Source organism: Onishia taeanensis (genome assembly GCF_003268885.1).
GTDB classification, from domain to species: Bacteria; Pseudomonadota; Gammaproteobacteria; order Pseudomonadales; family Halomonadaceae; genus Onishia; species Onishia taeanensis_A.
In genome coordinates this window covers 24,264-49,565 of the sequence record NZ_QLSX01000012.1, presented here as the reverse complement: position 1 = coordinate 49,565, position 25,302 = coordinate 24,264, and the positions used below count along the sequence as shown (strand labels likewise).

At 62.2% G+C, this 25,302-nt stretch carries 33 protein-coding genes; 8 read left to right on the top strand and 25 right to left on the bottom strand.

The features are described from left to right. The first annotated feature begins 45 nt into the window (after window positions 1–45). The 5 genes from BCL93_RS14910 to BCL93_RS14890 are packed head-to-tail and all read left to right on the top strand — an operon-like array spanning window position 46 to window position 4,736. Window positions 46–849: an SDR family NAD(P)-dependent oxidoreductase gene (locus tag BCL93_RS14910; protein ID WP_112056038.1), complete on the top strand. Its 804-nt coding sequence runs from the start codon at window positions 46–48 to the stop codon at window positions 847–849. Next, window positions 846–2,162 (top strand): NAD(P)/FAD-dependent oxidoreductase, encoded by a 1,317-nt coding sequence (locus BCL93_RS14905; protein WP_112056037.1) that lies wholly within the window; start codon window positions 846–848, stop codon window positions 2,160–2,162. Before BCL93_RS14910 ends, BCL93_RS14905 begins: the two co-directional genes overlap by 4 nt. Beyond that, entirely contained in the window at window positions 2,159–2,923 is a 765-nt protein-coding gene (locus tag BCL93_RS14900) for a DUF1365 domain-containing protein (protein WP_112056036.1), read from the top strand. Before BCL93_RS14905 ends, BCL93_RS14900 begins: the two co-directional genes overlap by 4 nt. Beyond that, complete coding sequence (locus BCL93_RS14895) at window positions 2,920–4,188, top strand: SAM-dependent methyltransferase (RefSeq protein WP_112056035.1); 1,269 nt, start codon at window positions 2,920–2,922, stop codon at window positions 4,186–4,188. Before BCL93_RS14900 ends, BCL93_RS14895 begins: the two co-directional genes overlap by 4 nt. Then, window positions 4,185–4,736 (top strand): DUF2878 domain-containing protein, encoded by a 552-nt coding sequence (locus BCL93_RS14890; protein ID WP_309251239.1) that lies wholly within the window; start codon window positions 4,185–4,187, stop codon window positions 4,734–4,736. Before BCL93_RS14895 ends, BCL93_RS14890 begins: the two co-directional genes overlap by 4 nt. 49 nt (window positions 4,737–4,785) lie before the next feature. Here BCL93_RS14890 and BCL93_RS14885 read toward each other — a convergent pair whose 3' ends face one another. Then, complete coding sequence (locus tag BCL93_RS14885; protein ID WP_112056033.1) at window positions 4,786–6,648, bottom strand: putative bifunctional diguanylate cyclase/phosphodiesterase; 1,863 nt, start codon at window positions 6,646–6,648, stop codon at window positions 4,786–4,788. A 251-nt stretch (window positions 6,649–6,899) separates the two neighbouring features. On the opposite strand from BCL93_RS14885, the gene fabA reads away from it, so the two are divergent. Then, complete coding sequence (gene fabA, locus BCL93_RS14880; RefSeq protein ID WP_092527144.1) at window positions 6,900–7,415, top strand: 3-hydroxyacyl-[acyl-carrier-protein] dehydratase FabA; 516 nt, start codon at window positions 6,900–6,902, stop codon at window positions 7,413–7,415. Between the two features lie 13 nt (window positions 7,416–7,428). Continuing rightward, entirely contained in the window at window positions 7,429–8,646 is a 1,218-nt protein-coding gene (gene fabB, locus BCL93_RS14875; protein ID WP_112056032.1) for a beta-ketoacyl-ACP synthase I, read from the top strand. Between the two features lie 172 nt (window positions 8,647–8,818). Here fabB and BCL93_RS14870 read toward each other — a convergent pair whose 3' ends face one another. From BCL93_RS14870 to BCL93_RS14855, 4 genes are read right to left on the bottom strand one after another with little or no spacing between them, the layout of a single operon-like run. Continuing rightward, a complete protein-coding gene (locus tag BCL93_RS14870) occupies window positions 8,819–9,574 on the bottom strand; it encodes a lysophospholipid acyltransferase family protein (RefSeq protein WP_112056031.1) in 756 nt (251 codons plus the stop codon). After that, window positions 9,571–10,467: a sugar nucleotide-binding protein gene (locus BCL93_RS14865; RefSeq protein WP_112056030.1), complete on the bottom strand. Its 897-nt coding sequence runs from the start codon at window positions 10,465–10,467 to the stop codon at window positions 9,571–9,573. The genes BCL93_RS14870 and BCL93_RS14865 overlap by 4 nt, the downstream gene beginning before the upstream one ends. Window positions 10,468–10,516: 49 nt before the next feature. After that, on the bottom strand, window positions 10,517–11,155 hold the full coding sequence (locus tag BCL93_RS14860) for a single-stranded DNA-binding protein (protein WP_112056029.1): 639 nt from the start codon (window positions 11,153–11,155) through the stop codon (window positions 10,517–10,519). Window positions 11,156–11,210: 55 nt separating this feature from the next. Then, window positions 11,211–12,587, bottom strand: coding sequence for an MFS transporter (locus BCL93_RS14855; protein WP_112056028.1), 1,377 nt, complete (start codon window positions 12,585–12,587; stop codon window positions 11,211–11,213). A 173-nt stretch (window positions 12,588–12,760) separates the two neighbouring features. Between BCL93_RS14855 and uvrA the strand changes: the two genes are divergently transcribed. After that, entirely contained in the window at window positions 12,761–15,613 is a 2,853-nt protein-coding gene (uvrA, locus tag BCL93_RS14850; RefSeq protein WP_112056027.1) for an excinuclease ABC subunit UvrA, read from the top strand. A gap of 213 nt (window positions 15,614–15,826) precedes the next feature. Here the strand turns inward: uvrA and rplQ are convergent, their stop codons facing one another. The 20 genes from rplQ to rplP form a co-directional block, all read right to left on the bottom strand. Then, window positions 15,827–16,210 carry a 50S ribosomal protein L17 gene (gene rplQ / locus BCL93_RS14845; RefSeq protein WP_112056026.1) on the bottom strand — a complete coding sequence of 128 codons (384 nt, stop codon included), beginning with the start codon at window positions 16,208–16,210 and terminating at the stop codon, window positions 15,827–15,829. A gap of 39 nt (window positions 16,211–16,249) precedes the next feature. Then, window positions 16,250–17,248: a DNA-directed RNA polymerase subunit alpha gene (locus BCL93_RS14840; protein WP_112056025.1), complete on the bottom strand. Its 999-nt coding sequence runs from the start codon at window positions 17,246–17,248 to the stop codon at window positions 16,250–16,252. A gap of 78 nt (window positions 17,249–17,326) precedes the next feature. Then, a complete protein-coding gene (gene rpsD, locus BCL93_RS14835; protein WP_112056024.1) occupies window positions 17,327–17,947 on the bottom strand; it encodes a 30S ribosomal protein S4 in 621 nt (206 codons plus the stop codon). Window positions 17,948–17,959: 12 nt separating this feature from the next. Then, window positions 17,960–18,346, bottom strand: a complete 387-nt coding sequence (gene rpsK, locus BCL93_RS14830) for a 30S ribosomal protein S11 (protein WP_011505752.1) — start codon at window positions 18,344–18,346, stop codon at window positions 17,960–17,962. A 39-nt stretch (window positions 18,347–18,385) separates the two neighbouring features. Further along, on the bottom strand, window positions 18,386–18,742 hold the full coding sequence (gene rpsM, locus BCL93_RS14825) for a 30S ribosomal protein S13 (RefSeq protein ID WP_092527180.1): 357 nt from the start codon (window positions 18,740–18,742) through the stop codon (window positions 18,386–18,388). Window positions 18,743–18,866: 124 nt separating this feature from the next. Next, window positions 18,867–18,980 (bottom strand): 50S ribosomal protein L36, encoded by a 114-nt coding sequence (rpmJ, locus tag BCL93_RS14820; RefSeq protein ID WP_031384759.1) that lies wholly within the window; start codon window positions 18,978–18,980, stop codon window positions 18,867–18,869. 28 nt (window positions 18,981–19,008) lie between these two features. Then, window positions 19,009–20,337 carry a preprotein translocase subunit SecY gene (gene secY, locus BCL93_RS14815; RefSeq protein WP_112056023.1) on the bottom strand — a complete coding sequence of 443 codons (1,329 nt, stop codon included), beginning with the start codon at window positions 20,335–20,337 and terminating at the stop codon, window positions 19,009–19,011. After that, window positions 20,338–20,772 (bottom strand): 50S ribosomal protein L15, encoded by a 435-nt coding sequence (gene rplO / locus BCL93_RS14810; protein ID WP_112056022.1) that lies wholly within the window; start codon window positions 20,770–20,772, stop codon window positions 20,338–20,340. Window positions 20,773–20,775: 3 nt separating this feature from the next. Next, entirely contained in the window at window positions 20,776–20,958 is a 183-nt protein-coding gene (gene rpmD / locus BCL93_RS14805) for a 50S ribosomal protein L30 (protein WP_092527186.1), read from the bottom strand. 6 nt (window positions 20,959–20,964) lie between these two features. Continuing rightward, the gene (gene rpsE, locus BCL93_RS14800) at window positions 20,965–21,465 is read right to left on the bottom strand and encodes a 30S ribosomal protein S5 (RefSeq protein ID WP_112056021.1); all 501 of its coding nucleotides are present in this window, start codon (window positions 21,463–21,465) and stop codon (window positions 20,965–20,967) included. An 11-nt stretch (window positions 21,466–21,476) separates the two neighbouring features. Then, window positions 21,477–21,827, bottom strand: a complete 351-nt coding sequence (rplR, locus tag BCL93_RS14795; RefSeq protein ID WP_112056020.1) for a 50S ribosomal protein L18 — start codon at window positions 21,825–21,827, stop codon at window positions 21,477–21,479. 9 nt (window positions 21,828–21,836) lie between these two features. Next, a complete protein-coding gene (gene rplF, locus BCL93_RS14790) occupies window positions 21,837–22,367 on the bottom strand; it encodes a 50S ribosomal protein L6 (RefSeq protein WP_112056019.1) in 531 nt (176 codons plus the stop codon). A gap of 9 nt (window positions 22,368–22,376) precedes the next feature. Beyond that, window positions 22,377–22,769: a 30S ribosomal protein S8 gene (gene rpsH / locus BCL93_RS14785; RefSeq protein ID WP_092527198.1), complete on the bottom strand. Its 393-nt coding sequence runs from the start codon at window positions 22,767–22,769 to the stop codon at window positions 22,377–22,379. A 31-nt stretch (window positions 22,770–22,800) separates the two neighbouring features. Beyond that, entirely contained in the window at window positions 22,801–23,106 is a 306-nt protein-coding gene (gene rpsN, locus BCL93_RS14780) for a 30S ribosomal protein S14 (RefSeq protein ID WP_112056018.1), read from the bottom strand. Between the two features lie 10 nt (window positions 23,107–23,116). Further along, window positions 23,117–23,656 (bottom strand): 50S ribosomal protein L5, encoded by a 540-nt coding sequence (gene rplE / locus BCL93_RS14775; protein WP_112056017.1) that lies wholly within the window; start codon window positions 23,654–23,656, stop codon window positions 23,117–23,119. Between the two features lie 18 nt (window positions 23,657–23,674). Then, window positions 23,675–23,992: a 50S ribosomal protein L24 gene (gene rplX, locus BCL93_RS14770; protein WP_092527208.1), complete on the bottom strand. Its 318-nt coding sequence runs from the start codon at window positions 23,990–23,992 to the stop codon at window positions 23,675–23,677. A 14-nt stretch (window positions 23,993–24,006) separates the two neighbouring features. Then, complete coding sequence (rplN, locus tag BCL93_RS14765; protein ID WP_092527211.1) at window positions 24,007–24,378, bottom strand: 50S ribosomal protein L14; 372 nt, start codon at window positions 24,376–24,378, stop codon at window positions 24,007–24,009. A gap of 49 nt (window positions 24,379–24,427) precedes the next feature. Then, complete coding sequence (gene rpsQ, locus BCL93_RS14760) at window positions 24,428–24,688, bottom strand: 30S ribosomal protein S17 (protein ID WP_112056016.1); 261 nt, start codon at window positions 24,686–24,688, stop codon at window positions 24,428–24,430. A gap of 1 nt (window position 24,689) precedes the next feature. Continuing rightward, window positions 24,690–24,881, bottom strand: coding sequence for a 50S ribosomal protein L29 (rpmC, locus tag BCL93_RS14755; protein ID WP_092527216.1), 192 nt, complete (start codon window positions 24,879–24,881; stop codon window positions 24,690–24,692). After that, the gene (gene rplP, locus BCL93_RS14750; RefSeq protein ID WP_092527219.1) at window positions 24,881–25,294 is read right to left on the bottom strand and encodes a 50S ribosomal protein L16; all 414 of its coding nucleotides are present in this window, start codon (window positions 25,292–25,294) and stop codon (window positions 24,881–24,883) included. Before rplP ends, rpmC begins: the two co-directional genes overlap by 1 nt. Window positions 25,295–25,302: the final 8 nt, after the last annotated feature.

Here is a 25,302-nt window from a genome sequence, read left to right as displayed (position 1 = left end):
CGCGTGCCCATCGAGGCCGACACGGCCGTCTGGCCAGGAGGAAGCATGACCACAACACCGCATCCGCAGCGCATCTGGTTGACCGGGGCGACCTCGGGCATCGGCCGCGCCCTGGCCGAACGCCTGCTCGACGACGGTCATCGGGTGGCCTTGAGCGCCCGCAGCGCCGAGAAGCTTCAGGCGCTGACCGAAGGTCATGACAATGCCCTGGCGGTACCGCTGGACATCACCGACCGCGCGGCCGTAGCGGCAGCCGGCGAGCAGATCATGGAGGCCTTCGGCGGGCTCGAGCTTGCGCTGCTCAATGCCGGGACCTGCGAATACCTGGACGCCCGAGACTTCGATGTCGATCTCGTAGAGCGAGTCTTCGCCCCCAACTTCCACGGCGCCCTCTATACCATCGAGGCGGCGCTGCCGCTGCTGCGCCAGGCACGCGACATCGATGGCAGCCGGCCGCTGCTGGCCGCCACGTCCAGCGCCTCTGCCTACGTCGCCCTGCCCAGAGCCGAGGCCTACGGCGCCTCCAAGGCGGCGCTCAGCTACTTCATGGAATCGCTGCGCCTGGACCTCGCCGCCGAGGACATCGACGTCAGCGTGATTCATCCGGGCTTCGTCAAGACGCCGCTCACCGAGCGCAACGACTTCCCGATGCCGATGCGCGTCAGCGTCGATACCGCCGTCGAGGCCATCCTCAAGGGCCTCGAGCGGCGCTCGCTGGACATTCACTTCCCCAGGCGCTTCACCTACCTAGTCAAGCTGATGGGCATCCTGCCGCCCGGGCTGCGCTGGCGACTCGGCAAGCGCATGACCCGCGACCGCGATACCCGGGCAGCAGGAGGCAAGACATGAGCCGGCAGCGCATCGCCGTGATTGGAAGCGGCATCAGCGGCATGGCCGCGGGCTACTATCTGTCCAAGCATCACGACATCACGCTCTTCGAGGCCAGCGAGCGCCTGGGTGGGCACACCGCCACCATCGATGTGACGCTGGACGGTTGCGACTACGCCATCGATACCGGCTTCATCGTCTTCAACGACTGGACCTACCCGCACTTCCAGGCCCTGCTGGTCGAACTGGGCGTACCCAGCCAGCCCACCGAGATGAGCTTCTCGGTGCACGAACGCGCCTATGACTTCGAGTACAACGGCCACACCCTGGGCTCTCTCTTTGCCCAGCGGCGCAACCTCCTGCGCCCGCGCTTCTACCGCATGCTGGCCGACCTGCTGCGCTTCAACCGCGCGGCGGTCCGCGACCTGGACAGCGGCCGCCTGGACCCGGCGCTAACGCTTGGCGACTACCTGGACGCCGGCGGTTACGGCGAGGACTTCCGCCACCGCTACCTGCTGCCGATGGGCGCGGCGATCTGGTCGGCCAGCATCCGTGACCTGATGGGCTTTCCGCTGACCTTCTTCGTACGTTTCTTCAAGAACCATGGCCTGCTATCGGTCAGCCATCGCCCCCAGTGGCACACCCTGGTGGGCGGCTCCCGGGCATACATCCCAGCGCTGACTGCACCCTATGCCAAGGGCATTCGTCTGCAGAGCCCGGTGCAGGGCATCCGTCGACGCGCCGACGGCGTCGAGATCACAAGCCGCCATGGCGTCGAGCACTTCGACCAGGTAGTACTGGCCTGCCACTCGGATCAAGCCCTTGCGCTGCTCGAGGATGCCAGCGACGCCGAGCGTGAGATTCTCGGTGCCATGCCCTATCAGGACAACGAGGTGGTGCTGCACACCGACACTCGCCTGCTGCCCCGCCGCGAGCGCGCATGGGCCAGTTGGAACTACCGTCTGGACGGTCGCGGCAATGCCGCCCGAGTCTCAGTGACCTATGACATGAACATCCTGCAACGCCTGGAGGCGCCGCACACCTTCTGCGTGACCCTCAACGACAGCGCCAGCATCAATCCACGCCAGATACTGGGGCGTTTCACCTACGCGCATCCCTGCTTCACCCTGGCCGGTCAGGCTGCCCAGGCGCGCCATGCCGAGATATCCGGCACCGACAAGCGCACCCACTTCTGCGGCGCCTACTGGCGCAACGGCTTCCACGAGGATGGCGTATGGAGTGCTCGCCGCGTGGCCCTGGCGCTGGGTGACACGCCGCGCCCGGCCGACGACGCCCGCACAGGCAGCGAGACCGGTGCGGAGGCGCCCGCATGATCGCCGCCCCCCGCTCCCGGATCTATCACGGCCACCTGCGCCATCGACGCTACTGGCCCAGGACTCATGCCTTTCGCTATGGACTGTGGATGGCCTGGCTGGATCTCGACGAGCTGCCGGCGCTATTTCGCGGCGTGCCGGGCTTCGGCGAAGGGCGGCTGGCACTGGCCCGTTTTCGCCGCGCCGACTATCTCGCGCCCCATGAGCGCCCGCTGAAGCAAGTGGTCAGGGAAGAGCTCGAACGCCAGCTCGGCGAGGCCCCCGACGGCCGGGTGTGCATGCTGACCCAGCTGCGCACCCTCGGGGTGGCCTTCAACCCGATCACCCTCTACTACGCTTACAACGCCGATGACCGACTGGTCGCGCTGCTGGCCGAAGTCACCAATACGCCCTGGGGCGAGCGGGTGCGCTATGCCTGCCGTGTCGACCCGGCGCGTCACAGCCACCAGGCCAGTTTCGACAAGGCCATGCACGTCTCGCCCTTCAACCCCATGGACATGATCTATCGCTGGCGCTTCTCGACGCCCGGCGAGCACCTGATGATGCACATGGAAACCTGGAAGGACGAAGCGCTGCACTTCGATGCCACCCTGACCCTGAAGGCCCGGGCCGCGACCCGTGGCGCACTGGTGGCCACCCTGGTCCGACAGCCCTTCATTAGCCTCAAGACCCTGGCCGGCATTCACCTGGAGGCCCTGCGTCTGTGGGCCAAACGGGTGCCGATCCATGACCATCCCCACCGCGAGGAGACACCGTCGTGAGTACGATCCGCTCTGCCACCTCAGCGCCGCAGTCGGACACGGGCGACCGCCTGACCCGACTGCTCAAGCCCCGCCTGCTCGCCCAGTTGAACGATCTCGAAGGCGGCCAGATCACCCTGATCGAAGGCGATCAGAGCCATACGCTGGGCCGCGGTGGCCCCCTTTCCGTCACGGTCGTGGTCAAGCGCGCCCAGGCCTGGCGCCGGCTGGCGCTGGGCGGCACGGTAGGCGCCGCCGAGGCCTACATGGACGGCGACTGGGAAGCCGATGACCTGGTCGGCCTGACCCGGCTGTTTGCCGCCAACATGGAAAGGGTCAATGGCGAGGTCGAGAACGGCAGCGCCCGCCTCGGCCGCTGGCTGTTGACCGCCGCCTATGCCCTGCAGCGCAACACGCAGCGCGGCGCCCGGCGCAACATTTCGGCCCACTACGACCTGGGTAACGACCTGTTCGCCACCTTCCTCGACACCGAGCACTGGATGTACTCGAGCGCCGTCTTCCCTCACCCGGAGGCGAGCCTCGAGGAGGCATCGACCCACAAGCTCGACGTGATGCTCGACAAGCTCGACGTGGGCCCTGACAACCATCTGCTGGAAATCGGCACCGGCTGGGGAGGGCTCGCTATCCATGCCGCCAAGAGCCGCGGCTGTCGGGTGACTACCACCACCATCTCCGACGAGCAGTACGCCCATACCGCGAAGCGCATCGAGGAAGAGGGGCTTGGTGAGCGAATCACCCTGCTCAAGCAGGACTATCGGGCACTGGAGGGCCGCTATGATCGGTTGATCTCGGTGGAGATGATCGAGGCGGTGGGCCACCAGTATCTCAACACCTACCTCGAGACCCTGGATCGACTGCTCACCGACGATGGCATGGTGATGCTGCAGGCGATCACCATCCGTGATCAGCGCTTCGAGGCCGCCAAGCGTGAGATGGATTTCATCAAGCGCTATATCTTCCCCGGCGGCTTCCTGCCCTCGCATCGCGCCATTCTCGACGGCATGACCCGTCACACCTCGCTGAACGTGCTCTCGCTCGACGAGATTGGGCTGCACTATGCGCGCACCCTGCGCGAGTGGCGCCATCGCTTCGAGTCGCAGTTGGACCGGGTACGCAAGCTCGGCTATGACGAGCGCTTCATTCGCATGTGGCGTTACTACATGTGCTACTGCGAAGGCGGCTTCCTGGAACGCAGCATCGGCACCTGCCACCTGCTGATGGCGAAACCCGGCGCCCGCCGTGACGCCTTGACGGGATCGCCGTGACCCGGCCTGGTCCCAGTGGCTGGATGGCCTCGGTAGCCAATATCGTGGCCTTTCAGGTCGGCTGGTTTGCCTGCGTGCTGGGGGGCAGCGCGATAGGTAGCGGAGTGGCGGCGATGATCGTGGCCGGGCACCTTTTCTGGCTAGGGCGGCCGGGGGAATGGCGGCTGCTGGCGGCTTTCGCCACCCTGGGGCTGATCATCGATGGCAGTTTCGTACTGCTCGGCGGCTTTGGCTTCGATGCCACCGCTGGCGGTGAGGCCGCCCTGGCGGGCGCGGGGGCAGGCGCCTTGATGGCGCTACCGCTGCCTCTCTGGCTGTGGCTGCTGTGGCCGCTGTTTGCCACCTTGCCGCAGCATTCCCTGGTCTGGCTATGGCAACGCCCTTGGCTGGCGGCGCTGGGGGGGGCGACGAGCGGTCCGCTGTCCTATCTGGCCGGCGCACGGCTGTCCGGGGTGGAGCTGGCGCCTTGGCTGCTGCCAGCGGAGGCGCTGGTGTGGGCGGCGCTATGCCTGGGGCTCAGCCATCGCCTGGGGCGGAGGCGTTCTTGACCACCAGCGCTAACCTCCAGCCATGAAAGCCGTTACACAAGCGAGCTGGCTAGGCCGGGGCGATAGCCGCACCATCGCCTGAGTAAACCCCAGTGCCCTCTTGCCTGAGCCGTGCCTCGATCTCGTCTGGAGGCACCGGGCGCGAGAACAGGAAACCCTGCACTTCGGGACAGCCCTGCTTGCGCAGGAAGTCCCGCTGCGCCGGCGTCTCGACGCCTTCCGCCACCACCGTCAGCGACAGCCCTTGGGCCATCGCCAGCACCGCGCCGACGATCGCCGCATCCGCACGATCATCAGGCAGCGCACGCACAAAGGCCCGATCAAGCTTTAGCTTGTCTACCGGCAATCGCTTCAGGTAGCTCAGGGAAGAATAGCCGGTCCCGAAATCATCGATGGCGATCTGGTGGCCCTTGTCGCGCAATGATGTCATGCGCGGGTAAACATCGCCGGCGCGCTCATCGAGCAGCACCGACTCGGTAAGCTCGAGTCCGAGCAGCTGGGCCGGCACCTTGTAACGGGCCAGACAGGCGGAAATCCGCGATTCCAGGTCGCCCTGAATCAGCTGCAGCGCCGAAATATTTACCCAGACCGGCACTCGCGGCAGCCCGGCCTGTTGCCAGCGCGCCAACTGTGAGACCGCCTGCTCGATCACCCAGGCACCCAGCGGCGTCATCAGGCCATGGCGCTCGGCCAGCGGGATGAAGTCTCCTGGCGACACCATGCCCAGCCGTGGGTGACGCCAACGCATGAGCGCCTCCATGCCTACCAGAGAACCATCCTTGAGGCTGTACTGAGTCTGATAATGCAGCTCAAGCTGACCACCTTGGGCGAGCGCCGCGCGCAGATCGTTGACCAGTTCGAGCTGCCGATCCCCCGGCTCATCCAAGGCAGGCTGAAAGCGCTTATGATGGTTGCGGCCGTGGCGCTTGGCGCTGTAGAGAGCGCTTTCCAGCCGCTGCAGTAGCACATTGGAGTCGCGGCCATCATCCGGTGCCCGACAGCTGCCGACGGTCAGCCCCAGGCGCAGCGACTGACCATCCTGTTCGAAGGGTGCCGTCAGATGCTCGCAGAGCCCGGCCACCCAGGTATCATGATCGTCGAAGTTGGTGGTGCGGATGACCATGAATTCATCGCCACCCAAGCGCCCCACCACACCCCCAGCGACCTGCCGCGCCAGCCGCTGTCCAAAGCGCGACAGCAGCCGGTCACCCGCCTCGACGCCCATGGCATCGTTGATGGCCTTGAAGCCGTCGATGTCGATCAGCGCCATGTCCAGCCCCTCGCCGGCCCGCAGGTGGCGCAGCCGCGAACTCAGCAGATCGTGAAGGCGCCGACGGTTGGGCAGGCCGGTCAAGGGGTCCTCGAAGCCAATTCGCCGCATGTCCTGCTCGCGCGCCTTGTGACGAGAAATGTCGGTAAACAGTCCCACGTAATGACTGACCTTGCCATTCTCTCCACGGTAGGCTTGAATGCGCAGCCATTCCGGGTACTGGTCGCCCTGCTTGCGCTGGTTCCAGATCTCGCCTTCCCATTTGCCGAGCGAGGTGAGAGCCTCCCAGTAGCGATCGTAGAAGGCCTTGTCGTGACGTCCGGCCGATAGCATCGACGGGTCCTGGCCACGCACCTCCTCGAGGGCATAGCCGGTGATCTGGGTAAAGGCAGGATTGACCGTGAGGATACGGTGGCGGGCGTCGCAGATCATGACGCCGTCCTCGGAGCTCAGCATCACCTGCTCCCCCAAGGCTCGGCGGGCATGCTCCTGGCGCACCATCCGCCAGGCATCCCACAGCCCCAGAGCGAGCAGCAGCAGGGTCATCAGGCGCACTCCCACTCCGCTGGCCCAGGGCAGGGCGGCGACGCCGAGCAAGCCCAGCCAGACCATTGGTCGATTAAGTGTAAAGAGCGGCCACATAAGGGATCATCAGTTTTACGGTCCATGGACTCGAGTACGAAAGAAGTTCGTACCTTTCATTATTCTATCGGCGAACGCTACCATGGGTTTAATGGTTAATCACCAAAATGGTGAGGGCGCGGTGCCTAGCCTCTCGTCAGCCGGACCGCTGCCAAGGGTGGCGACGTGCAATCATCTGGTGCTGCCAGTAGAATGGCCCGCAGTCTAGCCGGCCTCCGGCCCACCCTAATGTCGACTCTCGGAATGATTCTGTGACCAAGCAACACTCCTTTAGCCACGAAGAGCTGCTGGCATGCAGCCAAGGTGAACTGTTCGGCCCGGGCAATGCCCAGCTGCCGGCACCCAACATGCTGATGCTCGACCGCGTCACCCATATCCACGAGGAAGGCGGTGAATACGGCAAAGGCGAGCTGATTGCTGAACTCGATATCCACCCGGACCTGTGGTTCTTCGACTGCCATTTCCCCGGCGACCCGGTCATGCCCGGCTGCCTGGGCCTGGATGCCATGTGGCAGTTGGTCGGCTTCTACCTGGGCTGGCTTGGCCACCCGGGACGCGGCCGTGCTCTGGGCTGTGGCGAGGTCAAGTTCTCTGGCCAGATCCTACCGGAAGCGAAGAAGGTCAAATACCATATCAACGTCAAGCGCATCATTACCCGGCGCCTGATTCTTGGCATCGCCGATGGCACTGTGTCCGTCGACGGCCGCGATATCTACCAGGCCAATGACCTGCGGGTCGGCCTGTTCACCTCCACCGCGAATTTCTGATCAGGAGGCTCCCATGCGACGAGTGGTAGTCACCGGGCTGGGCATCGTGTCTTGCCTCGGCAACGACCGGCACCAGGTCCTCGATGCGCTCAAGGCAGGGCGCTCTGGCATCCGTTTCAAGGACGACTACGCTGAACGCGGCTTCCGCAGCCAGGTGGCGGGCGTCGTGGATATCGACCTCGACGCGCTGGTCGATCGCAAGCTGCGCCGCTTCATGGGGGATGCCGCAGCCTATGCTTATGTGAGCATGGCTCAGGCCATCGAAGACTCGGGCCTTACCCCAGAGCAGGTATCGAACGAGCGTACCGGTCTGATCGCCGGCTCCGGCGGCGCGTCCAGCGCCAACCAGGTCGAAGCTGCCGACGTCTTGCGCGAGAAGGGCCTGCGCCGTGTGGGGCCCTACCGGGTCACCCGCACCATGGGCAGTACCGTCTCGGCCTGTTTGGCGACCCCATTCAAGATCAAGGGCGTCAACTACTCGATCTCCTCGGCCTGTGCGACCTCGGCTCACTGCATCGGCAGCGCCGTCGAGCAGATCCAGCTGGGCAAGCAGGACGTGGTGTTTGCCGGCGGTGGCGAAGAAGAGCACTGGACCCTGTCCTGCCTATTCGACGCCATGGGCGCGCTGTCGACCCACTATAACGAAACGCCGGACAAGGCGTCGCGCCCCTATGATCAGGCCCGCGACGGCTTCGTGATCGCCGGTGGTGGCGGCATGCTGGTGCTCGAAGACCTGGAGCACGCTCAGGCACGCGGCGCCAAGATCTATGCCGAAGTGGTCGGCTATGGTGCCACCTCGGATGGTTACGACATGGTGGCGCCATCCGGCGAGGGCGCGGCCCGCTGCATGCGTCAAGCCATGGCCACGGTCAAGGGCAGCATCGACTACGTCAACACGCACGGTACCTCCACGCCTGTGGGTGATGTTGCCGAGCTGAAGGCCATTCGCGAGGTGTTCGGGGATCGGACGCCGGCGATGAGCTCGACCAAGTCGCTGACCGGCCATTCACTGGGCGCCACCGGCGTGCAGGAAGCGATCTACTCGCTGATGATGATGGAGCATCGCTTCATCGCTGCCTCGGCCAACATCGAGAAACTCGATGACCAGGCAGAGGGCTTCGACATCGTCACCGAACGTCGAGACGACGCCGAGGTGACGCGCGTGCTGTCCAACAGCTTCGGCTTCGGCGGCACCAATGCCTGCCTGGTGCTGGAGAAGTTCAGCAGCTGACGTTCAGGCCTGTCGCCCCGCGAACGCAAAGAAGGCGCCCCTTGGGGCGCCTTCTTTGTTTATCGCACTGTGTTTCTAGTGTGTTGTTTATAACGTTGTTTATGACATCACGGACAGATTCGTCGGCGGCTCACTCGCACTCACTAGACACTGACTGACAGGTCCGGCGACATCAGTTGCTCACGGTCGCTTTGGCGGGCGTGCTTTCGGGCCTCGGCACCTCGGATATCTCCGCCAGGCGACCCTCGATCCAGGCTTCGACATCTACCAGCACCTCTTCTGCCGTGCGACCGTCGGTCTCGATCGGCGGGCCAATCTCGAGCGTCAGGCGCCCCGGATTCTTGACCCAGTGCCGTCCCGGCCAACGCTCACCGGCATTGTGCGCCACCGGCAGCACCGGCACCCCGGCGCGGCAGGCGATCACCGCACCGCTCTTGTTGTAGCGCCGGCGCTCGCCCGTTGGCACCCGGGTACCCTCCGGAAAGATCAGCACCGACAGTCCCTCATCGAGACGCTCCTTCCCCTGGATAAGCACCTGCTTCATGGCCCGAGCCGGCTTGGAGCGATCCAGTGCAATCGGCTTGAGCAGCCTCAGCCCCCAGCCGAAGATCGGGAAGTTCAGCAGCTCCTGCTTGAGCACCGTGCACACCGGCGGCTTGATCAATTGAAGATAGATGGTCTCCCATTCGCACTGGTGATTCGAGAGAATCACGCAGGCGCCCTCGGGCACGTTCTCGCGCCCGTGGAAGTCATAGCGCACGCCGCAGGTAATACGAAACCAGGCGATAACCACATGATTGTAGAGATTCAACAGTCGATAGCGCGAACGCAACGGCAGCAGCGGCGCTAAGGGCAGCAGAAAAATCCCGCTAAGGATCATGGCCAGGAAGTAACCGGCGTAGAAGAGCAGACTGCGCAGGGTATTCATGCGTTGCCCCCCCGGTGATCAATAGGTGAGTCGGAAGGACGATAGGCCTGGCACCAGGCGTCGAGCATGCGGCCGACTTCAAGACGCCAGGGTTTCTGGTGTACGCCGAACACCTGCAGTACGCGACGACAGTTAAGCACCCGACGCAGGGGTTGCCCGTGATGATGATCAAGCGCCTTGAGTTCGCCAAGCAGCAGCGGCTGGCCGAGGCCTTCGAGGCGAGTGACCAGTTGAGTACGCACCATCGAGGCGAAGGCGAAAGCGCTGACCGGTTCGGTACCCGCCAGATGGTAGACCCCCCAGCTTTCTGCACCGCAGTGAATCTGCTGCAGCATGCCGATCAGGGCCATGGCCGCCGCATCCGCCGACGTCGGGCAGAAGATGACATCCTGAGCCGCGCTCAACTCATCGCCGCTGACCAGTCGATCGAGCATGCTGCCAAGCCAGGCGCCACTCCCTTCCAGGGAGAACAACGGCCCCAATCGCACGATCAGGTGGCGGGGGTGTCGCTCGCGAATCTGCTGGCCGACGGCCATCAGTTGGCGCAATCCTTCGTCACGCGGCTCGGGCCTGACGTGTTCATCGATAGGGCCCTCGAAGCCGTCTTCATAGAGCTGATCCGATACCGCCCACACCAGCGGCACACCGAGTTCCCGGCAGCTCGCCAGGCAACGCTCGACCGCCTCGGCATGGGCCGTGACGGCTGCCGGCTCGATATCCATCGGCTGCACCAGCGGCGGAACCAGCACCGCATCAGGTGAGATCTCGGCGAGCCGGCCGACCTCGAGTTCCACCCCGGCCTCGATCACCAGCTCGGTATCGGTACGACGATTGGCCTCACGGGCCAGTGCCAGGCTCAGACAGTGCCCGGCATCCAGTATCAACAGCTTCACGAAGGCTCCTTCATGGGCACCGATTCAGCGCAGGAAAAGGCTGGTCGCCTCAGAACGGAATCTCATCATCGAAGTCGTCGAAGCTGCCCGGATTCGGTGCGCCGAAGTTGTTACCCTGCTGCGGCTGCTGGGGCGGTTGCTGCGGCGGGCGCTGGGGCTGTCCGCCCTGCTGCGGGCCGCCTTGCTGACCATAATTGTTGCCCTGGGGAGGCTGCTGGGGCGCGTTGCCGTAGTTGCCGGCACCGCCACCCTGCTGAGCAGCATTACCCTGCGGCATGCCGCCCTGGTTCATGCCGCCCGCATAGTTGCCCCCCTGAGGATCGTTCTGCGGGGAGCCACCCTGACCGCCGCTTCGCGAGTCGAGCATCTGCATATCGTTGCAGACGATCTCGGTGGAATAGCGATCCTGACCGTCCTGACCCTGCCATTTGCGGGTCTGCAGACGACCTTCGACATAAATGCGTGAGCCTTTCTTGACGTACTGCTGAGCGATCTCGGCGAGCTTGTTGAACAGCACCACTGTGTGCCACTCGGTGCGCTCCTGGCGCTGTCCGCTCTGGCGATCAGTCCAGCTGTCGGTGGTGGCGATGCGCAGGTTGGCGACCGGGTTGCCGGAAGGCAGAAAACGTACTTCCGGGTCCTGGCCCAGATTGCCGATCAGGATGACCTTGTTTACACCACGGGCCATGTTTTACTCCTTGATTGCGGGCGACCGCCTGGCCGCCCCGATGAATGGTGACCGTCTAGCGGTCCTGAGCCCCGGCCACTCGCGCCAGGGCCTCGCTGTCCAGTTGCTGACGGTCAACCTTGAGGTAGGCAAGACGCTCCTCAGGTACCACCAGCACGTCTTCGACGCCTGCCACTTCGGCGAAGCGTTGCATCAGGGTTTCCAGGGCATCCTCATGGGTACGCTCATCAAGCGCCACCACTTCGCTCGAAAGATGACGCGGTGTAGGCATGCCATACATCACCCCCAGCCACAGCACCCCTACCAGCGTAGCACCGTAGAAAACCGCGTCTTGTCCCCACTGCTGGCTCAGGGCACCGCCCAGCACGCCACCGAGGAAGGCTCCGAGGAACTGGCTGGTGGAATAGACTCCCATGGCGGTGCCCTTGGTACCCGCCGGTGCCAGCTTGCTGATCATCGAGGGCAGGGTTGCCTCGAGCAGATTGAATGCGGTGAAGAAGACCATCAGCAGCACAGCCAGGCTCCACCAGCCGGTATTCATCAGGCCCATGCCCAGCAGGCTCAGCGTCAGCCCGGACACCGCCAGCACCATCATGCTCTTCATGCGCTGACGCTTCTCGGCGATGATCACCAGCGGCACCATCGCCACGAAGGCAAGCCCCATGATGCCGAGATAGACCCAGCCATGCTGATTGGCCGGCACCCCCAGCGCGGCGAGGCGAACCGGCACCGCGACGAAGATCATCATCAGCAGCAGGTGCAGGGAGAAGATCGAGATATCCAGGCGCACCAGGTCGCCGCGTCTCAGCATCGACTTGAGCTGGCCGCGATCGAGGCCGACGTCCCGGTGGCGCATGCGGCGCGGTGCCGGAGGCACCAGCTTCCACAGCACCAGAATTCCCACCAGCGCCAGGGCGGCGGTGAACCAGAACACCCCGCTGAGGCCATAGTGGGCGGCCAGCAAGGGACCAAGCACCATGGCCACGGCGAAGGCCACACCGATCGACAGGCCAATAGTGGCCATCGCCGCGGTACGCACCTGCTCACGGGTCTGGTCGGCGAGCAACGCCATGATGGCGGCGGCTACCGCACCACAGCCCTGCAGGCCGCGGCCGATGATGATGTCCACGATGCTGTCGGCCTGGGCGGCCACGGCGCTACCCAGGAAGAACAGCAGCAGGCCGGCGGTAATCACCGGCTTGCGGCCGATGCGATCCGACAGTTGTCCGAAGGGGATCTGCAGCACGGCCTGGGAGAGCCCGTAGATACCCAGTGCCACGCCGACCAAGAAAGGGGTGGCGCCGGCCAGGTCGCCGGCATGCAGAGCGAGCACCGGCAGCACCATGAACAGGCCCAGCATTCGCGAGGCATAGAGCCCCGCCAGGCCACTGATGGCGCGCCGCTCGGGGGCGGTCAGCAAACGAGAAACCATGGAGAATAGAAATCCCAAACGCATGAAAGGGGCGCGAAACACGCCTTAGTAGACCCCGTATTCTACCGGCTAGGCCATGCCCAGGGAAAGGCAGTGGGGCGTAAAGCTGCCTGGCTTTGGCGCCGCACTCGCCAAGCCCGTATACTCGAGCTTTTGTGCTGCACGAGGTGGCAATGGACAAGATCCTGGTCAGGGGTGCCCGCACCCACAACCTCAAGCAAATCGACGTCGAGCTGCCACGCGACAAGCTGATCGTCGTCACCGGCCTGTCCGGTTCGGGCAAGTCCTCACTTGCCTTCGACACCCTCTATGCAGAGGGTCAGCGGCGCTATGTGGAATCACTGTCCACCTACGCCCGCCAGTTCCTGTCGATGATGGAAAAGCCCGATGTCGATCATATCGAGGGGCTGTCACCGGCGATCTCCATCGAACAGAAGTCTACCTCGCATAACCCGCGCTCGACCGTCGGCACCATCACCGAGATCTACGATTATCTGCGCCTGCTGTTCGCCCGCGCTGGCACGCCGCGCTGCCCCGAACACGGTGAGGATCTGGAAGCCCAGACCATTTCTCAGATGGTCGATCAGGTCCTTGGCCTGCCCGAAGGCAGCAAGCTGATGCTGCTGGCACCGGTGATCAAGGGCCGCAAGGGTGAACACCTGCAGCTGCTCAGCGAGCTGCGTGCTCAGGGCTTCGTACGGGCGATGATCGACGGCCAGGTGCTCGAGCTTGACGACCTGGCGCCGCTGGAAAAGAACAAGAAGCACGACATCAGCGTGGTGGTCGATCGGGTAAAGGTGCGCGAGGGCCTGACCCAGCGCCTGGCAGAGTCCTTCGAGACCGCTCTGGGGCTCGCCGACGGCGTAGCGATCGTTCACTTCATGGACGGCGACCAGGAAGACATCAACTTCTCGGCGCGCTTCGCCTGCCCGGTGTGTGGCTACTCGATCGCCGAGCTCGAGCCGCGCATGTTCTCCTTCAACAATCCGGCCGGCGCCTGTTCCACCTGTGACGGTCTCGGCGTTCAGCAGGTCTTCGACCCGGACAAGCTGATCAGCCATCCGGAGCTGTCGCTGGCCGAAGGCGTGATCAAGGGCTGGGACCGGCGCAGCGTCTACTATTTCAGCCAGCTACAGGCCGTCGCCGCGCACTACCGCTTCGCCCTGGAGACTCCTTGGCAGGACCTGGCCCGGCACGAGCGGGACGTCATCCTGCACGGCAGCGGCCACGACGACGTCTCCTTTAGCTACGTCAACGACCGTGGCCGCCAGGTGACGCGGGAACACCCCTTCGAGGGCGTGCTGCCCAACATGCAGCGCCGCTACCGGGAAACCGAATCGAGCATGGTCCGCGAGGAGCTGTCGCGCTACATTGCCGTCCAGCCCTGCCCCAGCTGCCACGGTTCGCGGCTGCGTAAGGAGTCGCGCCACGTCTACATCGACGACCGGACCCTGCCACAGCTGGTCGGCCTGCCGATCGGCGAGGCGATGAGCTACTTCGAGTCGCTGGCCCTGCCGGGCCGCAAGGGCGAGATCGCGGTCAAGATCATCCATGAGATTCATGCGCGCCTGGAATTCCTCGTTAATGTCGGCCTGGACTATCTGAACCTGGAACGCAGCGCCGAGACCCTCTCCGGCGGCGAAGCCCAGCGCATCCGCCTGGCGAGCCAGATCGGCGCGGGCCTGGTCGGGGTGATGTACATCCTCGACGAGCCCTCGATCGGTCTGCACCAGCGGGACAACGACCGCCTGCTCAAGACGCTCGAACGGCTGCGGGACCTGGGCAATACCGTGATCGTGGTCGAACATGATGAGGAGGCCATCCTCGCCGCGGATCATGTGCTGGATATCGGCCCCGGCGCCGGGGTCCACGGTGGCGAGATCGTCGCCCAGGGCACCCCACAGCAGATCAAGGACACGCCCGGCTCGCTGACCGGCCAGTACCTGTCCGGCACGCGACGCATCGAGGTACCGCCCTGGCGCATCCCCGGCAACCCCGAGAAACAGCTTAGGCTCATCGGCGCGTCAGGCAACAACCTGCGCGACGTCACCCTGACGCTGCCGCTAGGCGTGCTGACCTGCGTCACCGGGGTTTCCGGCTCGGGCAAGTCGACGCTGATCAATGGCACTCTGATGCCGATCGCCGCCCGGGAGCTCAACAAGGCCACTACCCTCACGCCGGCGGCTCACACCGGCATCGAGGGCCTTGACCAGCTCGACAAGGTCATCGACATCGACCAGAGCCCGATCGGCCGTACCCCACGCTCCAACCCGGCTACCTATACCGGCATCTTCACGCCTATCCGCGAACTGTTCTCCGGCACCCAGGAGGCGCGGTCCCGTGGCTACAAGCCGGGGCGCTTCAGCTTCAACGTCAAGGGCGGCCGCTGCGAGGCCTGCCAGGGCGAGGGCATGATCAAGGTCGAGATGCACTTCCTGCCGGACATCTACGTGCCATGCGACGTCTGCAAGGGCAAGCGCTATAACCGCGAGACGCTCGAGATCCAGTACAAGGGCAAGAGCATCCACGAGGTGCTGGACATGACGGTAGAGGACGCACTGGAATTCTTCAGCCCCGTGCCGGCCATTGCCCGTCGCCTGCAGACACTGCTGGACGTGGGCCTGTCCTATATTCGCCTGGGGCAGAGCGCCACCACCCTGTCCGGCGGCGAAGCCCAGCGCATCAAACTCGCCCGGGAGCTCGCCAAGCGCGACACCGGCAAGACGCTGTATATCCTCGACGAACCCACCACCGGCCTGCACTTCGAGGACATCCGCCAACTGCTGACGGTTCTGCACAGGCTGCGCGACCATGGCAACACCATCGTGGTCATCGAGCATAACCTGGACGTAATCAAGACCGCCGACTGGCTAATCGATCTCGGCCCCGAAGGCGGCTCAGGCGGTGGACAGATCATTGCCGAAGGCACGCCCGAGCAGGTCGCGGCCAACCCGAGTTCCCACACCGGGCACTTCCTCAAGCCCTTGCTGGAACGCGTTGCCACTGCCGAGACAGTCGAGGGCTAGGCAGCACCCCGCAAGTCTCGGAACAAGGCCCCGTCGACCTGGTGTCGACGGGGCCTTTTGTTGTCTGACACAGCACGGCTCACCATCGACAAGGGCAGATAAAGCCGCAAAGACGAGAAGAGCCCACCAGGAAAAAACAGCAGGCATAAAAAAACCGACTCCCGGAGGAGTCGGTTTTCTGTGTCGGATGCCCGATGCGAGGCAGCACGAGGATCAATCCTCGGCGGCTTCCTCGACGACCGGACGATCGACCAGTTCGACGTAGGCCATGGGGGCGTTGTCGCCGGTGCGGAAGCCGCACTTGAGGATACGGACGTAACCGCCCGGACGCTCGACGTAACGCGGACCCAACTCATTGAAGAGCTTGCCGACCGCTTCTTTGGAGCGGGTGCGGCTGAAGGCCAGACGACGGTTGGCGACACTGTCCTGCTTGGACAAGGTGATCAGCGGCTCGACGTGACGACGCAGCTCCTTGGCCTTGGGCAGGGTTGTCTTGATCACTTCATGCTCGACCAGAGACACGCACATGTTCTTGAACATGGCCTGACGGTGCGAGCTGTTGCGATTTAATTGGCGACCACTCTTACGATGACGCATGGTTGTAATTCCTTACCAAACTGGGACTCGAGGCGACGCTCACGCGGATGCCTTGTCGTCCTTCAGGCTTGCCGGCGGCCAGTTTTCCAGCCGCATGCCAAGGGACAGACCGCGCGTAGCCAACACATCCTTGATCTCATTCAAGGACTTCTTGCCGAGATTCGGGGTCTTCAACAGCTCCACCTCGGTGCGCTGGATCAGATCGCCGATATAGTAAATATTCTCGGCCTTGAGGCAGTTGGCACTGCGTACGGTCAACTCGAGATCGTCTACGGGGCGCAGCAGGATGGGATCAATCTGATCCTCTTCCTCTACCACTTCCTGTTCCTTGTCGGCTTCCAGGTCGACGAACGCAGCCAGCTGCTCTTGCAGGATGGTCGCGCTGCGACGGATCGCCTCTTCCGGATCCAGGGTGCCGTCGGTTTCCAGGTCGATGATCAGCTTGTCGAGGTCAGTACGCTGCTCGACACGCGCGGCATCCACGGAATAGGAAACACGACGCACAGGGCTGTAGGTCGCATCCAGCTGCAGGCGACCGATGGCGCGGGACTCGTCCTCGGCACCATCGCGGGTATCCGCCGGCTCGTAGCCACGACCGCGAGCCACCTTGAGCTGCATTTTCAGCTCGGCGCCTTCGTTGACGTGTGCGATCACATGGTCGGGATTAATGATCTCGACATCATGGTCGACGGCAATATCGCCGGCCGTGACGACGCAGGGGCCCTGCTTGTTCAGCGTGAGCATTGCTTCGTCGCGGCTATGCATTTTGATTGCCACGTCTTTGAGGTTCAGGAGCATCTCGATGACGTCTTCCTGGACCCCTTCGATCGCACTGTACTCGTGATCGACTCCTGCAATTTCGACTTCCACCACGGCACAGCCGGGCATGGAAGACAACAGGATACGACGCAGAGCATTCCCCAGGGTGTGACCGAAACCGCGCTCGAACGGCTCGAGCACGATCTTCGCGTGGTGCGCGCTGATCTCTTCGACCTTGATATCGCGAGGACGGAGAAACTCTGTCACTGAACGCTGCATATGAACACCTTTCAGGCTGCCAAACGGATACTCGGTACTCGACCGGGCCACCTAGGTGGCCCGGCGCCGCTAAGCGGATTACTTCGAGTACAGCTCGACGATCAGGTTTTCGTTGATGTCGGCAGACAGGTCGCCGCGTTCAGGCAGAGCCTTGAAAGTGCCTTCCATCTTCTTGGAGTCGACGTCGACCCAGGCCACATCACCACGGTTAGCGGCGATGGACAGCGCATTCTGGATGCGCGCCTGGTTCTTGGCCTTCTCGCGAATGCTGACCACGTCACCCGGCTTGACCTTGTAGGACGCCACGTTGACGGTGCGGCCGTTCACGGTGAGGGCCTTGTGACTGACCAGCTGACGCGCTTCAGAGCGAGTCGAGCCGAAGCCCATGCGGTAGACGACGTTGTCCAGTCGGGTTTCGAGAAGCTGCAGCAACACTTCGCCGGTCGCGCCCTTAACACGGGCCGCTTCCTTGTAGTAGTTGCGGAACTGCTTCTCGAGTACGCCATACATGCGACGTACTTTCTGCTTCTCACGAAGCTGCAAGCCGTAGTCGGAAAGACGCTGACGGCGCTGGCCGTGTACACCCGGAATCTGCTCGGATTTACACTTCTTCTCGAAGGGAGTCACACCACTCTTCAGAAAGAGGTCGGTGCCTTCACGACGAGACAGTTTACACTTCGGTCCAATATAACGAGCCATGAGTCTGTCTCCTTAAACGCGGCGTTTCTTCGGCGGACGGCAGCCGTTGTGGGGAACGGGCGTCGCGTCGGTGATGCTTTGCACGCGGAAACCGGCGGCATTGAGAGCACGCACGGCGGACTCACGACCAGGTCCAGGACCTTTGACCAGCACGTCGACGTTTTTCACACCATACTCGGCTGCAGCAGTCGCTGCACGTTCACTTGCCACTTGAGCAGCGAACGGGGTGCTCTTACGAGAACCACGAAAACCCGAACCACCGGCTGTCGCCCATGACAGAGCGTTGCCCTGGCGGTCTGTGATCGTCACGATAGTGTTGTTAAAAGAGGCGTGGATATGCGCAACGGCATCCACCACCTGCTTTTTAACCTTTTTGCGATTACTACGCGGGTTAGCCATGTTGATGTTTCTTCCTGTCTTAACGCCAGAACATGCGTGTTATTTGCGAATCGGCTTACGCGGGCCCTTACGGGTACGCGCATTGGTCTTGGTACGCTGACCACGCAGCGGAAGACCACGACGATGACGCAGACCACGATAGCAACCCAGATCCATGAGACGCTTGATGTTAAGCGTCGTATCACGGCGAAGGTCGCCTTCTACGGTGTACTTGCCGACCTCGGTACGCAGGCTGTCGACTTCATCAGAAGACAGTTCCTGGACCTTGGCGGTCGGCGCGATACCGGCAGCTGCACAGATATCCACTGCGCGAGTACGGCCGATCCCGAAGATATAGGTCAGCGAGATCGCCGCATGCTTGTTGTCCGGGATATTGACGCCTGCAATACGGGCCATCAGCTTACTCCGAAATTTGAGCGGCTTGCTCGTTTAATCATCTACAAAAGGCGCAACAGCATACCCCTTTACCCAGCGAAGGGCAAGGGGCATGCCGGCACCCGGTTGAGTACAGCCGCCAGGTTTAACCCTGGCGCTGCTTGTGCCGAGGCTCCGTGCAGATGACGCGGACAGCGCCATTGCGACGGATAATCTTGCAGTTACGGCACATCTTCTTCACGGAAGCTCGAACTTTCATCGTTCTCTCCAAATCGCGTGCGACACGCTTAGCGCATGCCGCCGCTACCGTAGCCTTTCAGGTTGGACTTCTTCATCACCGAGTCGTACTGGCTCGACATCAAGTGCGACTGTACCTGCGACATGAAATCCATGATGACAACCACCACGATCAGCAATGACGTCCCGCCAAAGAAGAAGGGGACGTTCCAGGCCACGATCAGGAATTGGGGCATCAAGGATACGGCGGTGATGTACAGGGCACCAAACAAAGTCAGACGCGTCATGACCTTGTCGACATAGCGAGCGGTCTGCTCACCAGGACGAATGCCCGGCAGGAAGGCCCCTGACTTCTTGAGGTTGTCAGCGACATCCTTGGGGTTGAAGACCAGCGCTGTGTAAAAGAAGCAGAAGAATACCACCGCGAGCGCGAAAAGCAAGATGTACAGCGGTTGACCCGGCCCGAGAGCCAAGGACGCCTGTTGCAACCAGTCCAGCCCCTCACCGGAGCCGACCCACTGTCCAAGCGATGCCGGGAACAGCAGAATGCTGGACGCAAAGATCGCCGGGATGACCCCTGCCATGTTGACCTTGAGCGGCAAGTAGCTGCTCTGGCCCGCATACATCTTGTTGCCCACCTGGCGGCGCGGATAGTTCACCGTAATGCGGCGTTGACCGCGCTCAATGAACACCACGAAAGCCACCGTGGCGATGCCGAGGATCGTCAGTGCCAGCAAAGGCAGCACGTTCCAGGCACCGTCGTTGCGAGCCAGCTCGAAAGACTGACCTACCGCGCCCGGCAGACCCGCGACGATCCCCGAGAAGATCAGCAGCGAGATGCCGTTGCCGATGCCCTTCTCGGTGATCTGCTCACCCAGCCACATCATGAACACTGCCCCGGCCACGAAGGTAACCACGGCGGTGAAATAGAAGCTGAAGTCAGCGGTGTAGGCAATCCCTTGCCCGGCCAGGCCGACGGACATGCCGACAGCCTGAACCAGTGCCAGGATCACCGTACCGTAGCGGGTATATTGGCTGATCTTGCGGCGGCCGGCCTCGCCTTCCTTCTTCAACTGTTCCAGTTGAGGCGAGACCGCCGACAGGAGCTGCATGATAATCGACGCCGAGATATAGGGCATGATGCCCAGGGCGAAGATACTCATGCGCTCCAGCGCACCACCCGAGAACATGTTGAACATGCCAAGGATGGTGCCCTGCTGCTCCCTGAACAAGGCAGCAAGCTGGTCAGGATTGATACCGGGCACGGGAATGTGAGCACCGATTCGGTACACCACAATGGCGAGGAGCACAAAGCGCAAACGCGCCCAGAGTTCACTCAGACCGCTGCCCATCGCCGGCATGTTTCCTGACTTAGCCATTTAGTCCTCTACCTTGCCGCCAGCGGCTTCGATCGCGGCCCGGGCACCCTTGGTGACCTTGAGCCCGCGGACGGTAACCGCTTTGTTCAGTTCGCCAGAGAGGAGCACCTTCGCGTAGCGCGTGGCGTCCTTGAGCACGTTGGCTTTCTTCAGCGCGTCCAGGTCGACGACGTCGCCGTCTACCTTGGCAAGCTCGGCCAGGCGAACTTCTTCGCTGACCAGAGATTTCGCTGAGGTGAAACCAAACTTCGGCAGACGACGCTGCAGCGGCATCTGACCGCCTTCGAAGCCGGGCTTCACGGAGCCGCCGGTGCGTGACTTCTGGCCCTTATGACCGCGGCCACCGGTCTTGCCCAGACCGGAGCCGATGCCACGACCGACACGCTTTTCAGCGTGCTTGGAACCCGGTGCCGGGCTCAGGCTATTGAGTTTCATGGATTACTCTCCCTCTACACGCACAAGGTAATTCACCTTGTGGATCATGCCGCGCACGGCAGGGGTGTCTTCCAGCTCGACCGTATGACCGATGCGGCGCAGGCCAAGACCATTGATGGTGGCCTTGTGCTTGCCCAACACGCCGATGGTGCTGCGGATCTGGGTAACCTTGATCGTTGCTGCCATGGTGCCTTACCCCGTGATCGCTTCGACAGACAGGCCACGTTTAGCGGCGATGTCTTCCGGAGACTGCATGGCGGCGAGACCGTTAATGGTCGCACGCACCACGTTCACCGGATTGGTGGAACCGTAGCACTTGGCCAGGACGTCATGGACGCCAGCCAGTTCGAGCACGGAGCGCATAGCGCCGCCAGCGATAATCCCGGTACCTTCAGAGGCCGGCTGCATGTACACCTTGGAGGCACCGTGACGGGCCTTGACCGGGTACTGCAGCGTGTGACCGCTGAGGCTCACCTTGATCATGTTGCGACGCGCCTGGTCCATGGCCTTCTGGATCGCGACCGGCACTTCACGTGCCTTGCCGCGGCCAAAACCGACACGACCACTACCATCGCCGACGACAGTCAGAGCGGTGAAACCGAAGATACGGCCACCCTTGACTACCTTGGCGACACGGTTGACCTGCACCAACTTCTCTTGCAGATCGCCGCTGTTCTGTTCGTTCTTCGCCATCGTAAAACCCTTTAGAATTCCAGGCCGCCTTCACGAGCGGCGTCGGCCAGGGCCTTGACTCGACCGTGGTACCGGAAACCGGCACGATCGAAGGCAACCTGAGTGATGCCTGCTTCCTTAGCGCGTTCAGCAATCAGCGCGCCCACCTTGGCGGCGGCGTCTGAGTTACCGGTCGCACCCTCACGAAGCGCCTTGTCCAGTGTGGAAGCACTGGCCAGGACCTTGCCACCATCCGGCGAGATGATCTGCGCGTAGATGTGGCGTGGGGTACGGTTGACGCTCAGGCGATACACGCCCAGCTCGCGGATCTTGGCGCGAGCGCGGCGGGCACGACGGAGACGAGATTCTTTCTTCGCGTTCATAACCCTGCCTTACTTCTTCTTGGCTTCTTTACGACGGATCTGCTCGTCGCCGTACCGGATACCCTTGCCCTTATAGGGCTCAGGCGGACGGAAGGCGCGGATTTCCGCGGCGACCTGGCCGAGACGCTGCTTATCGGCGCTTTTCAGCACGATAGTGGTGTTCTTGGGCGTTTCCGCCACAACACCTTCCGGCAGCGTGTATTCGACCGGGTGTGAGAAGCCCAGTGTCAGGTTGAGCGTCTTGCCACTTGCCTGGGCACGATAGCCGACGCCATTGATCTCGAGGGACTTGGTGAAGCCCTCTGTGACACCGGAAACCATGTTCTGGACCAGTGCACGGGTGGTTCCAGCCATCGCCCAGCTTTTGGCTGACTCGGTCGGAGCGAAGGTCAGCTGACCTTCTTCCTGGCCGATCACGACTTGGTCGTGAACGGTCATCGCGAGTTCGCCCTGACCGCCCTTGACGGTCAGTTGATTGCCGTCGAGTTTGACCTCGACGCCGCTCGGCAATTTAACCGGATATTTGGCTACGCGGGACATTCCAAACTCCTAGAATACGGTGCAGAGGACTTCACCACCAACACCAGCATGACGGGCCGCACGATCGGTCATCACGCCATTCGAGGTGGAAACGATCGCGATGCCCAGGCCGTCGGCAACTTTCGGCAGCTCGGCCTTGCCCTTGTACGAGCGCAGCGACGGTTTTGACACCCGCTGAATGTGCTCGATGACGGCCTTGCCCTCGAAGTACTTGAGAGTAACGGCCAGTTCAGGCTTGGTGCCTTCAGCGACGCTGTAGTCGTTGATAAAGCCTTCTTCTTTCAGTACGCGGGCCACCTCGACCTTCAACTTCGAAGACGGCATGGTGACCGTCTCCTTGGTGGCCATCTGCGCATTACGGATACGAGTGAACATATCCGCCAGCGTATCTTGCATGCTCATTACGTTGCGCTCCTGATAATTCTACGTGGCGTTACCAGCTGGACTTCTTCAGTCCAGGGACATCGCCACGCATGGCGGCTTCACGCAGCTTGTTACGGCCCAAGCCAAACTTGTTGTAGTAGCCGTGCGGACGACCAGTGATGCGGCAGCGGTTACGCTTACGCACCGGGCTGGAGTCGCGCGGCAACTGCTGCAGCTTGAGCTGCGCGTCGAAGCGCACTTCGTCAGAAGCGTTCACGTCACTGATGAGGGCCTTGAGCTCTGCGCGCTTGGCAGCGTACTTAGTTACCAGCTTCGCACGCTTATGCTCGCGCCCTACCATGCTTTTCTTTGCCATGATCCCACCCTTATTTCTTGAACGGGAAGTTCAGCGCACGCAGCAGCGCACGGCCTTCTTCATCGGTGTTGGCAGTCGTGGTGATAGTGACATCCAGACCACGAATCCGGTCGATCTTATCATATTCGATCTCCGGGAAGATGATCTGCTCACGCACCCCCATCGAATAGTTGCCACGGCCGTCGAAGGACTTCGGGTTGAGACCACGGAAGTCACGAACGCGGGGGATCGCGATGTTCACCAGGCGATCCAGGAAGTCCCACATGCGCTCGGCGCGCAGTGTGACTTTGATCCCGATCGGCCAACCTTCACGCACTTTGAAGCCCGCGATGGACTTGCGTGCCTTGGTTACCATCGGCTTTTGACCGGAAAGCTTCTCCAGGTCGCCGACGGCATTGTCGATCAGCTTCTTGTCGCTGGTCGCTTCGCCAATGCCCATGTTCAGAGTCACTTTAGTGATCCTGGGCACCTGCATCACGTTGGCGTAGCTAAACTGCTCTTTGAGTTGAGCTGCCACCTCGTTTTGATAACGTTCTTTCAAGTTCGCCATTTTGCTACCCGACTCACGTTAGGCGTCGATCTGCGTTTGCGTCGACTTGTAGATACGTACCTTGGTACCGTCTTCTTTCACCTGGAAGCCGACTCGATCCGCTTTGCCGGTCTCCTGATTGAAGATGGCCACGTTGGACGCGTGAATCGGAGCTTCGCGCTCGACGATACCGCCTTGATTGCCTGCCATGGGATTGGGCTTGGTGTGACGCTTGATCATGTTCACACCTGCCACCACGTAGCGGTCGTCCTGGAGGACGCGCTTGATGGTGCCACGCTTGCCCTTATCCTTGCCGGCAATGACGATCACTTCATCGTCACGTTTGATTTTTTGCATATCCGCCTCGCTCCTTACAGCACTTCAGGCGCCAAGGAAATGATCTTCATGAACTTTTCGGTACGAAGTTCACGAGTGACCGGACCAAAAATACGGGTGCCGATCGGCTGCTCGTTGGTGTTGTTCAACAGAACCGCCGCATTTCCATCGAAGCGGATCAGCGAACCGTCGTTACGACGGACGCCACTACGAGTGCGAACCACGACCGCCTTCATGACCTGGCCTTTCTTGACCTTGCCACGCGGAATGGCTTCTTTGACTGTTACTTTGATGATATCGCCTACGCGAGCATAGCGACGGTGAGAACCGCCCAGCACCTTGATGCACTGCACCCGGCGCGCCCCGCTGTTGTCGGCGACATCCAGCATTGACTGCGTCTGAATCATCGGTTTTCTCCAAACCTAATCTGACTGCACTGGTTTCGAGCGCGGGGCGTTAACCCTTGGCCTGCTCGACCACTTCGACCAGCGTCCAGGCTTTCTTTTTAGACAGGGGACGGCATTCCTCGATGGAAACCGTGTCACCGGCCTTCGCCTGGTTCTGCGCGTCATGGGCGTGCAGCTTGGTGGAGCGCTTCACGTATTTGCCGTAGATCGGATGGCGCTCGCGGCGCTCGATCATCACGACGATAGATTTGTCCATCTTGTCACTCACCACTTTGCCGGTGAGCGTCCGGACTTTCTTTTCTTCGGACATCTCAGTCACCTGCCTTCTCGTTGAGCACAGTCTTCACGCGGGCGATATCCCGACGAACCTGCTTGAGCAGATGGGTCTGGCTCAGCTGGCCAGTGGCCTTCTGCATGCGCAGGTTGAACTGCTCGCGGAGGAGTTCGAAGAGCTGCGCCTGCAGGTCTTCTACTGACTTTTCACGAATTTCCTGGGCTTTCATCACATCACCGTCCGTTTCACAAAGGTGGTGGAGACCGGAAACTTCTGAGCGGCCAGGCCGAAGGCCTCACGAGCCAGCTCTTCAGAAACGCCTTCAATCTCGTAGAGGACGCGGCCGGGCTGGATCTGTGCGACCCAGTACTCGACAGAGCCCTTGCCCTTACCCATACGGACTTCAAGGGGCTTCTTGGAGATCGGCTTGTCCGGGAAGACCCGGATCCAGATCTTGCCGCCACGCTTTACGTGACGAGTGATGGCACGACGCCCAGCTTCGATCTGGCGCGCGGTAACGCGACCACGACCGGTAGCCTTCAGGCCATATTCGCCGAAACTAATCTTGCTTCCGCGATGTGCAAGGCCGCGGTTGCGACCCTTCTGCACTTTGCGGAACTTCAAACGCTTAGGTTGTAACATCGATCCGC